Genomic DNA, 12,605 nt, shown 5'->3' with positions numbered 1-12,605 from the left:
AAGTACCTTTCCTATTTTTTCATGGCTGTTAGGTGGCGGCTCAAAGTACCTTTCCGTTGAGCTACGCTAGTGGCTGCTAAAATTCAAGTACCTCGTTATCCCCGAAGTTTTCGTAGGAGCTCGTGATGACCTTGTCGCCGGGCTGTAGTCCTTCCAGTACTTCAAAGTACTCCGGATTTTTCCGGCCCAGGGTAATCGAGCGCTTCACGGCCCGCTTCTCATCGCCGCTTACGACGTACACCCAGTTGCCGCCCGTGTCGGAGAAGAAGCCTCCCACCGGTAGCAGCGTCGCTTTGGACGGCTGCCCCAGCTGCACCCGAATCGGTGCCGACTGCCCGCGCTTGATGCGCTCGGGAGCGGCCGTTTCAAAACTCATGTCTACCTCGAAGCGTCCGCTGCGTACCTCGGGATAAATCTTGACGATTTCCAGGGCGTACGGTTTGCCGGCAAATTCCATGGAACCTTTCAGGCCCGCGAAGATCCGGGAATTGTAGTGTTCATCAATCCCTACGCGCATTTTAAAGCCGTCCAGGTCGTCGATCTGTCCGATGTTTTGGCCCTGGCTGATGTTGGAGCCCACCTCCACATTGATGGACGAGAGCAGTCCCGATACGGGGGCTTTCACTACCAGGTTATCGAGCGTTTGCCGCCACAGGCTCACGTTTTTCTGGGTGTTGGCCAGGGTACCTTCCAGTTGAGAAATTTGCATACGGGCGTTTTCCTCCTGGTACTTCTGCGACTCGATCTCGATCTCGCGCTGTTTGGTCAAGCGGTCGTATTCGCGTTTGGTTTTGAGGTAGTCGGCCTCGGGTATCACCTTATCGCGGAAGAGCTGCACGTTGCGGTCGTGGGCGTCCTTGGCCTGGTCGATCTGGAAATCCAGCTCACTCAGGGTTTTTTGTAAGTTAAAACGCTCTACCCGCAAGCGCTGGCGGGTATTTTGCAGGTCGTTGACCAGGCGGCTGGCCTCGGTTTCGGATTGCAGGAAGTTCAGCTTCAGGCTTTGGTTTTCCAGGCGCAGCAGTACGTCGCCCTGCTTCACCATGTTTCCGCCCTCAATGAGTTTCTCAGTGACGTACCCACCCACAATGGCGTCCAGCTGGATGGTCTTGAGGGGTTGTACTACGCCCGTCACGACGATAAACTCGTCAAATTCGCCCTGCTTTACCGTCGATACCGTCAGCTTGTCTTTTTCGACGTTTAGCTTGCTGCGCTTGTCAGCCAGGAAGAACTGATAGATTAGGAAAGTACCCAGCAGCACGGACCCTACGGTGATGCCTATACGGCGACTGTTCCAGAATTTCTTGGGCTTTTGACGATCCATGGACGATTGTTCCATCGAGTTGGGTCTGTATGGGCTAGTGGGCGGTGTCTTGATTTCCATCGTTGATTGAAATGAATCTACAAAAAATGAGATTAGTTTGGCACATCGTATTTGGTTTATAGAATACTCAATCCCTATGCCAAACGTCGCCTAAAAAAACAACCTACTGAAAATCAAACGTATATCATAATTTCTATTCTTATTAACTGTTCATTTTCGGACATTCCTGTTCGGCAATGAACAAGCCAAATTTTCAGTATTTCTGGCAAAATACTTACTTTTAAATGCATGTACCAAAGTACCCCTGACAGAGCACGTTTGGTGCTACGCTTCATCGTACGTAGCTTTGGTGCGCTTTACCCAAGTTTTTTAAGCTAAATTAGCCATTCTTAACTAATTACCCACCTCACCGTATGTCTCTTTCTCAGGCCAAAGTACTTATCATGGACGACGACGTCGACGTCCTGAGCGCTGCCAAGCTGCTGCTAAAACGGCACGTCAAGCAGGTTGATATTGAAAAAAATCCGGAGAAGCTCCCCTTCCTGATCACCAACGGCCAGTACGACCTCGTGCTGCTGGACATGAACTTTACCCGCGACGTCAGTAGCGGGCGCGAGGGCTTTCAGTGGCTCGACCGCATCCTGGACATCGACCCCAAGCTCACGGTGATCATGATTACGGCCTACGGCGACGTAGAAATGGCCGTTCGGGCCATCAAAGCCGGGGCTACCGACTTTGTGCTGAAACCCTGGGAAAACGACAAACTGCTGGATACCCTGCAGGCGGGCCTCGCCAGTAAAAAGGAGGCTACCGGAGCCGAAAAGACCGAGACCAAGAAAACCACGGATACCTCTATTGTGGGCAGCAGTGGGGCCATGCAGCAGGTGATGGCTACCGTAGAGCGGGTGGCCCCTACCGACGCCAACGTGCTCATTTTGGGCGAAAACGGTACCGGAAAAACCCAACTCGCCCGGCACCTGCACCAGCTCTCGGACCGCTCCACCAAGCCCTTCGTGGTGGTGGATTTGGGAGCCCTTAGCGAGAATTTATTCGAAAGTGAATTGTTCGGGCACGTCAAAGGGGCCTTTACCGACGCCCGCGACGACCGCGCCGGACGCTTTGAAGAAGCCCAGGGGGGTACTATTTTCCTGGACGAAATCGGGAACCTGCCCTTGCCGCTGCAGTCCAAGCTCCTGACGGTACTTCAGGAGCGGCGCGTGACGCGCGTCGGCTCCAACAAGCCCATCCCCATCGACGTGCGTCTGGTGTGCGCCACCAACCACGAGATCGACAAAATGGTGGCTGACCGCGTCTTTCGGCAGGATTTGTTGTACCGGATCAACACCATCGAGCTCAACCTGCCCCCCCTGCGTGACCGCCCGGAAGACATCGAGCCGCTGGCCGAGCATTACCTGAAGCAATTCCGGAAAAAGTACAACCGCCCGGTGGCTTCCCTAAGCGCGGCGCTCATCAAGAAAATGGAGCAGTACAACTGGCCCGGCAACATCCGGGAGCTGCAGCACGCCATCGAGCGGGCCGTGATTCTCTCCCAGAGCAAAGCCCTGCAACCCGAGGATCTTTTCCTAAAAAGCAACGGCCCCGAGCCCGCTGCTGCCACGGGCTTCGACCTGGAAGAAATGGAGAAAGACCTGATCGTGAAGGCCATGAAACGCTTCGGCGGCAACATCACCGACGCCGCCCGGGAGCTGGGCCTCAGCCGCGCCGCCCTCTACCGCCGCATGGAAAAGTACGGGCTATAGGGTACGTTGAAAGTACCTTCCCCAAGTACCTTATACCCACCCCAAAGTACCCCCGGCAGGTACCTGGGCCGCACGCCAAAGGTACCTTGAAAGTACCTTCCTTACACCGGCCAGGCCTCCCGGCGGTAGGCGCTGTCCCAGAAGAGGTACTCCAGCCGCGAGGAGGTAAGGTACGCCTCACGCATCCGCTGCCGGGTACTTTCGGAGGCTTGCTCGGCCAGGCGGTCACAGATGCCAAGTACTTTCCGCACCGCTTCGCCAAACTCCTCCCCGGCGTAGGTACTGATCCAGTTTTGGTAAGGGTTGGGGGTAGTTTGGTGCGCATAGATGTAGTCACCTATTTCTTTGTAAATCCAGAAGCAGGGCAATAGCGCCGCCACCGCCACCTCGTACGACTCCAGGGTACTTACCGCCAGCAGGTAGTTGGTGTAGGCAAAGCAGCCCGGCGCTTTGCCGCTGGTATAGCTGATGCGGTATTCGTCAAAGTAGCTTTCGTGCAGCGCCCGCTCCACCAGGATGGCGTTCTGGGCAAACTGCAAAAAATCCAATAACTCCTGGCTCGTCGCAGCGCGGGTACCTGCCACGGCCAGCGCCCGGGCGAAGTCAGCCAGGTAGAGCGAATCCTGGTAAATATAAAAAGTAAAGGCATCGGTGGGCAAGGTACCCTGCCGCAGCTCCTGGTTGAACGGATGCGCCCGTATTTTTTCAAAAATGGGGGTGGCTTCCTGCCACAGGTACTGGGTAAATGTCATGAGAATAGTTGCATTTTTTGGGGAGAAAACGAATGGTTGAGCGGGCCGTGTCCGTGGCCGGTCGTGACCTCGCGGCCCGCCTCAATGGCCCCCGCTACGTACTCCTTGGCCCGCGCGATCGCCTCGGCCAGCGGGTACCCCAGCGCCAGGTAGGTAGCTACGGCCGACGACAACGTACAGCCCGTACCGTGTACGTTGGCACTTTCGATATGCACCGACTCAAATACCTGAGGTACCTCCTCTCCTTCCAGCGCCAGGACGTCGTACAGCCGGGGGCCCAGCAGGTGGCCGCCCTTCAAAAGTACCCCCCGGCAGCCGCGCTGCACCAGCTCCAGCGCGGCGGTTTTCATTTTTTCCAGGGAATCAATGGGCCAGCCTACCAGTACCTGCGCCTCGTCGAGGTTGGGCGTAATGAGCGTAGCGCGGGGAAAGAGCGTTTGCCAAAGTACCTCCACCGTTTCGTCGCGGATGAGGCGCGCCCCGCTGGTGGCTACCATCACGGGGTCAAAAACCACCTGCGTGGGCTGATAGCGGTCCAGCACCATGGCAATCACCTCCGCTACGGCTCCCGCGTCTACCATCCCGATCTTGACGGCATCGACGGTAATGTCTTCAAAAACGGCGTTCAGCTGGGTTTCGACAAAATCCGGCGGTACGGGATGAATGCCGCGCACGCCCTGCGTATTCTGGGCCGTGAGCGCCGTAAGGACCGACGCCCCGTACGCGCCCAGCGCCGCGATGGTTTTCAGATCGGCCTGGATACCGGCGCCGCCGCCGCTGTCGGAGCCCGCAATGGTGAGTACGGTGGGGTATCTTTTTACGGTGGGGTATCTTTTCATGTTCTTTGGGCTAAGGAGTGGGTAATTTGTTGGTAAAGTACCTGCGCCGCTTCTCCGGGCGAAGGTGCGCTGCAAATGGCCGAAATCACCGCCACACCGTCGGCCCCGTGGGCAATGGCCTCGGGAATGGTGGCGGCGTTCAGTCCGCCGATTACCACCAGCCGGTGGCGGCTGTGCTGACGTACCCAGCGCAACCCTTCCAGGCCCCAGGGCGTAGCGTGGTCGGTTTTGGAGGGCGTGGCGTAGAGCGGGCTCACGGCCAGGTAGGTGAGGTCCCAGGGCTCGGCCTCTAGGACCTGCTCGGGCGTCTCGACCGAGAGGCCGATGAGCTTACCGGGCGGGAGCAACTGCCGCACCCGGGCGTAGGGCATGTCCGACTGCCCGATGTGTACACCGTCGGCGTCGACGGCCAGGGCTACGTCGAGGCGGTCGTTGATCAGCAGCGGAACGCCGTAGGGGCGCAGGAGCTCCTTCAGGCGCGTAGCCCTTTCCACAAAGGCGCGGGTATCCAGCGTTTTTTCGCGCAGCTGCACCAGCGTAGCCCCGCCCCGCACGGCTTCTTCTACGACCTCCAGCAGGTCCCGGCCCAGGCAGGCGGGCTCGTCGGTGACCAGGTACAAGTCCAGGTTGGGCTCCATCAGGCAGATTTTGAGTCCAGACGAACGTTGGCTTTTTCGGCCAGTTGCTCGGGCGTGAGGCTGGCGAGGGCATCCAGGAAGGCCATCTGAAAACTACCCGGTAGTACCCGGCCTTGTCCATCCAGGGCGCTGGCCGCCAGCGTACTGGCCGCCAGCTCTCCGCAAACGCCCATCGTGGCCGCCGCGGCGATCGCCGCTTCGAATACATTTTTTTCCACGGCGCAAAAAGCCCCCGCCAGGGCCGAAGCCGCACAGCCCATGCCGGTTACGCGCGTCATGATGGGGTGGCCGTTGGCGACGTAGGCCATTTTATCAACATCCACAATCACATCCACCGCGCCGCTCACACTTACTACGCAGCCGTAGCGGTCGCTCAGGGCCCGAGCCGCTTCTACACTACTCAATGACGACATGGTACTATCAACCCCTTTGGTTTGTACGCTCAGCCCGGCCAGGGCCATGATTTCGGACGCGTTGCCCCGGATCAAATCCGGCGCGGCCGCCTCCATGAGCTCGGCAAGTACCTGGTTTCGATAAGACGTAGCCCCGGCGCCTACGGGGTCCAGCACGGTGGGCTTCACCAGGGTAGCCGCTTGCCTCATGGCCAGCTTCATGCCCGCCACCCAAGGGGCCGACAAGGTACCTATGTTCACCACCAGCGCCCCGGCAATGCTGGTCATTTCTTCCACTTCTTCTACGGCGTGGGCCATCACGGGCGAGGCCCCCACGGCCAGCAGGGCGTTGGCGGTGTAGTTCATGACCACGTAGTTGGTAATATTGTGCACCAGCGGGGACGTTTCGCGCAAGGTCTGGAGCAGTTGTTTAAGGTTGTCTTTCACGGGGTATCAGAGTTAGGATAAGAAAAGGAAAGAGGCTGGCCGGACGATACTCGAAACGGAAGGAGGAAACAGGTACCAGGTACCCCAGGAGCGATGGCAGGAAAGTACCCCTGATCCATCTGCTTTTCCCTACGACAGTCTCAACTGTATCAGGTTCAAAGGGTATTATCTCAGTCCTTGCAAGAGGACACCCCCAAAGCCATTCTTAGATCAAAAGTAGTACTTTTGGCCTAAATCAAAAAAAGTAACATGATCCGGGCAGTTATTTTCGATATGGACGGTCTCCTCATCGACTCCGAGGACCTATGGCGGCAGGCCGCCGAGCAGGTAATGCAACGCGTGGGCGTGACGCTCACCGACGACCTGTGCCGCCAAACCGTGGGGCTTTCTACGAAGCTTTTTCTGGACTTTTGCTACGCGCAGCAGCCCTGGGAAGGAGATCACCACCACGCGCTAGAAAACGACATTCTGGCGCTGGGACGGCAGCTCATTGTCGACACCGTGGTACCTATGCCCGGCGCGTTGGAGCTGGTCAGGTACCTGCACGGGGCGGGCTACCGGCTGGCCGTCGCTTCCGCCTCCGACCGCCCCCTGATCGAAGCCGTGCTGCGGAAGCTGGGGCTGGTGGGGTACTTTGAAACCTGGCACTCCGCCGAGCTGGAAGCCCACGGCAAGCCGCACCCCGCCGTGTACCTGAGCACGGCCCGGCTGCTCGGGCTAGCTCCGCACCAGTGCCTGGCGCTGGAAGACTCCCACACGGGCCTGCGCGCCGCTCAGGCCGCCGGAATGCTAACCGTAGCCGTACCCGCGCCCTACGAGTACGACGATCCTAAATTTGATTTGGCCCATTTTAAAATGAAGTCCCTCGCTGATTTTGATCCGCAATTTCTTACTTTGAGCCCCAAATTAAAACCTGACTGATGCGGCACTTTTCCATTGGCATATTTTGGCGAATCATCCTGATCATGGCCGTGGGGGTGGTCGTGGGGTACTTGTCGGTGCAGCCCCATCGTTCCTGGCTACCGATCTCGCTCGCACTGATCGCCATGCTGTTGCTGGGTCAGAGCCTGTACCTCTACGTAACGGGCTTCAACCGGAAATTTATTCGCTTTCTGGAGTCGGTGCGGTACTCCGACTTCGCCATTAAATTTAGGGCCGACAACAAAATGGGCTCGACGTTTCAGGAGCTAAATCAGCAATTCAACGAAGTACTTACGGCCTTTCGGCAGGCGCGGGCCGAAAAAGAAACCAACCTCCAGTACCTCAACGCCATCGTGCAGCACATCAGCACCGGCCTCATTACTTTCGACGCCAAAGGCCAGGTAAACCTCATCAACAACGCCGCCCTCCGTATGCTGGGTATCTACCGCCTGCGGCAGCTCAGCGAGCTGCGTGAGGCACACCCCAAGCTGTTTGAGCTCCTTTCGCAGCTCGAAACGGGCGTGCGTGAGCTCTACAATACCCCCAACGACCAGCCCCTGGCCGTACAGGGTACTTCCATGCAGCTGCGGGGTACCTGGGTAAGGATCGTGGCGCTGCAAAATATCGGTACCGAGCTCCAGCAAAAAGAAGTGGAATCGTGGCAAAACCTGACGCGCGTGCTGCGCCACGAAATCATGAACTCCATGACGCCCATCGTGTCGCTGGTAGGTACCATGCGCCTGATCGTCAACGAGGACATCGAGCCAAGTACCTCCAACCAGGAGTCGGTGGATGACCTCAAAGAAGCCCTACAAACGCTGGAAAAACGCAGCCAGGGGATGATGCAATTCGTGAATGCGTACCGTGATTTCACCACGCTCCCCAAGCCCAACCTGCGCCAGGTAGAAGTGCGCGAGCTGCTGCACGACGTGATACAATTCATGCAGGCCGACCTGACGTCGGCGGGGGTACTTTGGACCGTGGACGTTGGCAACGAGGCTTTGTCCATCAAGGCCGACGCCGATCAGCTTCAGCAGGTACTTATCAACCTCGTCAAGAACGCTCTGGAAGTATTTACGGGGCAGCCTTCGCCGCTCATTAAGCTGCGGGCTTTCACCACCTCCGACCAGGTCATCATCGAGGTAGAAGACAACGGCAGCGGCATTGAGCCCGAAGCGCTGGAGAAGATTTTTATTCCTTTTTACACCACTAAAAAAACCGGCTCGGGCATTGGCCTCAGCCTGTCGCGGCAGATCCTGCAGCAGCACGGCGGCCAGCTGAGCGCCATTTCTGTCGTGGGCCAGGGTACGGTGTTCCGGCTTGCTTTTTGACTTTCCTTTTGAGTACAAAGTACCTTTCACTGGGTAAATTGGGGCGTGGGGGTACTTTATAAACCCGTGGCATCTTGTCTGCTACTTGGTTTATGAAAACGCGCCTCCGTGCTTTTGTTATTGGCTTCATTACGCTCTACTGCCTTCCCGCAGTCGGCCAGGTACCTTTGTTTCAAGCGGGCGAAGGCGCGTACAAGAGCTACCGCATTCCCGCCCTGCTCAGTACCCCGCAAGGTACTTTGCTGGCTTTTTGTGAAGGCCGCCAGGACGGCGCCGGTGACGCCGGGAATATCGACATCCTGCTGAAACGCTCCACCGACGGCGGAAGTACCTGGAGCGAACAAAGGGTACTTTGGGACGACGGCCCAAATACCTGCGGCAATCCCTGCCCCGTACTCGACGAAGCCACCGGGACGATCTGGCTGCTGCTGACGCACAACCTGGGCCACGACCACGAGGCGGACATCATCAAGAAAACCAGCCAGGGTACCCGCACCGTATGGGCCATGAAAAGCGACGACGACGGCCTGAGCTGGTCCGCACCGCTGGACATTACTCAAACTACCAAAAAACCCGAATGGGGCTGGTACGCCACGGGGCCGGGCGTGGGCATCCAGCTCCGGCACGGCCCGCACCAGGGCCGCCTGGTGATCCCCTGCGACTTCAGCTACGACGACCCGAAAGGTACCTTGCGCAACGGCCCCTACGAGTACGGCGCACACGTAATCTACAGCGACGACCACGGCCAGAGCTGGCAGCTGGGCGGCAGCATCACGCCCAAAATGAACGAATGCCAGGTAGTGGAGCTGGCCGACGGCAACGGTACTTTGCTCATGAACATGCGCTCGTACCTGGGCCGGGCCCGGCGCGCCCAAGCCCTCAGCTACGACGGCGGCCTCAGCTGGACCGCCCCCGAAGATGCCCCGGAGCTGGTGGAGCCCGTGTGCCAGGCGGCCCTGCTGCGCTACGCCTGGCCGCGGGGCCGCAAAAAGAAAAGTACCCTGCTGTTCCTGAACCCGGCCAGTACCACCAAGCGCCGCCACCTCACGCTACGCGCCAGCTTCGACGAAGGCAAAACCTGGCCCCGGCTCCAGACGCTGCACAGCGGGCCGTCGGCCTACTCCAGCCTGGCCGTGCTGCCCAGGGGCTACATCGCGTGCCTGTACGAAGCCGGGACAAAAAGTCCTTACGAAACGATTGTTTTTCAGGCAATTTCGCCCAAGGACTTTTTCAAACCCAACAAGTAACGGGTACCTGTAAGCCGACGCTAGATCGGCAAAAGCAGCCCAAAAGTACCCCACTCTCCTTTTTACTGTGGCTCTTTTGGGCCGGGAATAATGTACACAAAAACCATTCTTTCCGCTCTATCCTATTCCTTTTCAGTGGCATACTATTTTATAACTACGCACAACACTACTTCCCTACCCCGCTTTCACCCGTAGGCTCCGGGCTTAATGCAGGGATGTACCCAACGGCGCGGCAAGATGGAGGTAGCTGTGTTTTAAAATAATCCACTAAATGTAAAGAAAGGAGAGGAGTATGCTAGCAATGAATTATCGGGGCCCGTTGCGGGTCCGCATCGATCACAAACCCATGCCCGAGATCCAGCATCCGGAAGATGCCATCGTGCGGGTAACGCGCTCCTGCATTTGCGGGTCCGACCTGCACCTGTACAACGGCCTGGTGCCCGACACGCGCGTGGGATCTACCTTTGGTCATGAGTTTGTAGGCGTCGTGGAAGAAGTAGGCTCGGAGGTACAGAAGCTTAAAGTGGGCGACAACGTACTGGTACCTTTCAACATTGCCTGCGGCAAGTGCGCTTTTTGTAAACAGGAACTCTACGGCAACTGCCACGAATCCAATCCCGAGGCTACAGCCGTGGGGGGTATTTTTGGGTATTCGCACACGGCCGGTGGCTACCACGGCGGCCAGGCCGAGTACGTACGGGTACCTTACGCCGACGTGGGCCCCACGGTGATTCCACCCGGCATGGACCCCGACGACGCCGTACTGCTCACCGACGTGGTACCTACGGGCTACCAGGCCGCTGAGATGGGCGGCATTCAGCCCGGCGATACGGTGGTTATTTTTGGGGCAGGGCCCATCGGGATCATGGCGGCCAAGTGTTCCTGGCTCTTCGGAGCGGGGCGCGTCATCGTGATCGATCACGTGGAGTACCGGCTCGAATTTGTCAAAAACTACGCCCAGTGCGAAGCCTATAACTTCCGCTCGATGGATGATCCCGTCGTTTTTATCAAAAAAACCACCGACTGGATGGGGGCCGACGTGTGTATCGATGCCGTAGGGGCCGACGCCGCCGGGAATGCCCTGCAAACCATCACCGGCCGGAAGCTCATGCTCCAGGCGGGCTCGGCTACGGCGCTGCACTGGGCCATCAACTCCGTCAAAAAGGGGGGTATCGTGTCGATTGTGGGCGTCTACGGTCCTACCGACAACCTGGTGCCCATCGGGAACGTCGTGAACAAAGGCATTACGATCCGGGCCAACCAGGCTTCGGTGAAGCGCCTGCTGCCCAAACTGATCGACCACGTCCAGAACGGCCGGATCGATCCGAAGGGGATGATCACGCACCGGGTACCTCTGGAAGAAGTGGCCGACGCCTACCGCATTTTCTCCGACAAGCTCGACAATTGCATCAAGACGGTCCTTATTCCCCCATCAGCCAGAACGTAACGACGATTTCTTATGGAACATTTAGCAAAAGATTACTCGCATATCAAAGGCTGGGGCGTAGACGCCGATCCGAAAAACGATCCGACCTACCCCATCAAGCGCCGCACCAACGAGGAGCAAAAAGGCTACAACTGGGAGCGCCCCACGCAGCAGTCCGTCACGACGGAGGTACTTCATTCCAACGAACGGCCCAACCTCACGGCCGTTTTCGGAACTACCCTGCCGCCTAACGGGCTCAGTGGCAAGATCCGGCGGTACGCTTTTCAGTTTAGCGAAAACAGCTACGGCCACTGGCTTCCTCTGCTCCTGGCCGACCGCGTCGACGAAATAGAAGGCGTCATTGCGGATTTTAAGGAAGGCCGCGTGCCCAATATCTTCGCGGAAAGGGGTTGGAAAGCCCAGATCAAGCACAATCCTAAAGCCGTAGCGACCAAGGTAGTGGCCGGTCTGCTCCTGGCCACGGCCGTGGCAGCCTACCTGCGGCGCAAATAGTACCGAAGGTACTTTTTAAAGGGGTACTTTGAAAAAGAGCCGGGCCTGCGCGTATGCTGCGTAGGGCCCGGCTCTTTTGGGTTTATGAAAAATACGATGGATCAGAAAAACGGCGGGCCGAAAAAAGTACTTGGGCTGAACTTGAATCCATCCCGTCAAATGATCGTCTTGTAATTAACCCGTGGCAAGGGAGGGAATCAGTACTATTCCAACTAACGCGATTATAGTAGTGTAAGCATCCCCAAAAATAGTACAATTTAAAAGTATAAAATCTTTAACTTTAAAATTGTAATTATGAAGACAAGTAAATTTTCACCCACCCAGATTGCCGCGATACTCAAGGAGTTCGACAACGGCAAGAAAGTCGAAGAAATCGCCCGAACCTATGGTGTAAGTCGCGCCGCTTTTTATAAGTGGCGAGAGCGTTATGGCGGTATGACGGCATCAGAGCTAAAGCGGATCAAAGAGCTTGAAGAGGAAAATGCGAAGCTAAAACGGATGTACTCCAACCTAGCTTTGGATCTAGAAGCAGCTAAGTATATTATTGAAAAAAAGCTTTAAAGCCCTGCCAGAAGAAGCAAATCATAGAAGAATTGCTTCTGGAACAATGTACGAACAAAAGCAGGGCATGTCGTGCATTAAGCTTAAGCCGTTCCTCATTTGGTTATAAATCCATCAAAGATGATACGACTTTAATGCAGCTCTTGTCTCAAAAGGCAGAACAATTTCCAAGGGAAGGCTTCTGGCTTGCCTTTAACCGGCTTCGTAATGAAGGATTAAAAGCAAACCATAAACGTGTCCATAGGATTTATACTCACATGGGGCTAAACTTAAGAAGGAAAGTCAAACGCAGGCTCCCAGCCCGTGTACAGCAATCCTTGGAAGTTCCACAACACCTGAATCATACATGGAGTATTGATTTTGGTCTAACCCCCTATTTCTTGGAGTCGGATTCTACAAATTGGTACAAGTTAATATTCTTTGAATAATCTACTATCACAGTGCTTTCTTGGTA

General features: G+C 56.7%; 11 protein-coding genes, 1 pseudogene and 1 riboswitch. Of the genes and pseudogenes, 7 read left to right on the top strand and 5 right to left on the bottom strand.

Annotated features, from left to right (window positions below; translation table 11 throughout):
- Nucleotides 1-76: 76 nt before the first annotated feature.
- Entirely contained in the window at nt 77-1,324 is a 1,248-nt protein-coding gene (locus HNQ92_RS18155; RefSeq protein WP_184176211.1) for an efflux RND transporter periplasmic adaptor subunit, read from the bottom strand.
- A gap of 413 nt (nt 1,325-1,737) precedes the next feature.
- Between HNQ92_RS18155 and HNQ92_RS18150 the strand changes: the two genes are divergently transcribed.
- Entirely contained in the window at nt 1,738-3,084 is a 1,347-nt protein-coding gene (locus HNQ92_RS18150; RefSeq protein ID WP_184175844.1) for a sigma-54-dependent transcriptional regulator, read from the top strand.
- A 101-nt stretch (nt 3,085-3,185) separates the two neighbouring features.
- Here the strand turns inward: HNQ92_RS18150 and tenA are convergent, their stop codons facing one another.
- The 4 genes from tenA to thiM are packed head-to-tail and all read right to left on the bottom strand — an operon-like array spanning nt 3,186 to nt 6,152.
- Nucleotides 3,186-3,836: a thiaminase II gene (gene tenA / locus HNQ92_RS18145; RefSeq protein ID WP_184175843.1), complete on the bottom strand. Its 651-nt coding sequence runs from the start codon at nt 3,834-3,836 to the stop codon at nt 3,186-3,188.
- Entirely contained in the window at nt 3,833-4,675 is an 843-nt protein-coding gene (gene thiD, locus HNQ92_RS18140) for a bifunctional hydroxymethylpyrimidine kinase/phosphomethylpyrimidine kinase (protein ID WP_184175841.1), read from the bottom strand. Before thiD ends, tenA begins: the two co-directional genes overlap by 4 nt.
- The gene (thiE, locus tag HNQ92_RS18135) at nt 4,672-5,313 is read right to left on the bottom strand and encodes a thiamine phosphate synthase (RefSeq protein WP_184175839.1); all 642 of its coding nucleotides are present in this window, start codon (nt 5,311-5,313) and stop codon (nt 4,672-4,674) included. Before thiE ends, thiD begins: the two co-directional genes overlap by 4 nt.
- Nucleotides 5,313-6,152 carry a hydroxyethylthiazole kinase gene (gene thiM, locus HNQ92_RS18130; protein ID WP_184175837.1) on the bottom strand — a complete coding sequence of 280 codons (840 nt, stop codon included), beginning with the start codon at nt 6,150-6,152 and terminating at the stop codon, nt 5,313-5,315. The genes thiE and thiM overlap by 1 nt, the downstream gene beginning before the upstream one ends.
- A gap of 109 nt (nt 6,153-6,261) precedes the next feature.
- Nucleotides 6,262-6,357: riboswitch (TPP riboswitch) on the bottom strand.
- Between the two features lie 44 nt (nt 6,358-6,401).
- On the opposite strand from thiM, the gene hxpB reads away from it, so the two are divergent.
- From hxpB to HNQ92_RS28700, 6 genes and pseudogenes are all read left to right on the top strand, one after another.
- Nucleotides 6,402-7,073, top strand: coding sequence for a hexitol phosphatase HxpB (gene hxpB / locus HNQ92_RS18125; RefSeq protein ID WP_184175835.1), 672 nt, complete (start codon nt 6,402-6,404; stop codon nt 7,071-7,073).
- Nucleotides 7,073-8,404, top strand: coding sequence for a sensor histidine kinase (locus HNQ92_RS18120; protein WP_184175833.1), 1,332 nt, complete (start codon nt 7,073-7,075; stop codon nt 8,402-8,404). Before hxpB ends, HNQ92_RS18120 begins: the two co-directional genes overlap by 1 nt.
- 92 nt (nt 8,405-8,496) lie before the next feature.
- Nucleotides 8,497-9,651: a sialidase family protein gene (locus tag HNQ92_RS18115; RefSeq protein WP_184175831.1), complete on the top strand. Its 1,155-nt coding sequence runs from the start codon at nt 8,497-8,499 to the stop codon at nt 9,649-9,651.
- 292 nt (nt 9,652-9,943) lie between these two features.
- On the top strand, nt 9,944-11,098 hold the full coding sequence (locus HNQ92_RS18110) for a zinc-dependent alcohol dehydrogenase (protein WP_184175829.1): 1,155 nt from the start codon (nt 9,944-9,946) through the stop codon (nt 11,096-11,098).
- A gap of 12 nt (nt 11,099-11,110) precedes the next feature.
- Nucleotides 11,111-11,590: a hypothetical protein gene (locus HNQ92_RS18105; protein WP_184175827.1), complete on the top strand. Its 480-nt coding sequence runs from the start codon at nt 11,111-11,113 to the stop codon at nt 11,588-11,590.
- 294 nt (nt 11,591-11,884) lie between these two features.
- Nucleotides 11,885-12,513: pseudogene (locus HNQ92_RS28700) on the top strand (transposase); the annotation flags it as partial.
- Nucleotides 12,514-12,605 lie beyond the last annotated feature (92 nt).

It is taken from the genome of Rhabdobacter roseus (genome assembly GCF_014202275.1).
GTDB classification, from domain to species: domain Bacteria; phylum Bacteroidota; class Bacteroidia; order Cytophagales; family Spirosomataceae; genus Rhabdobacter; species Rhabdobacter roseus.
The sequence above is the reverse complement of the archived record's forward strand: the minus strand, read 5'-3'. Positions and strand labels throughout refer to the sequence as shown.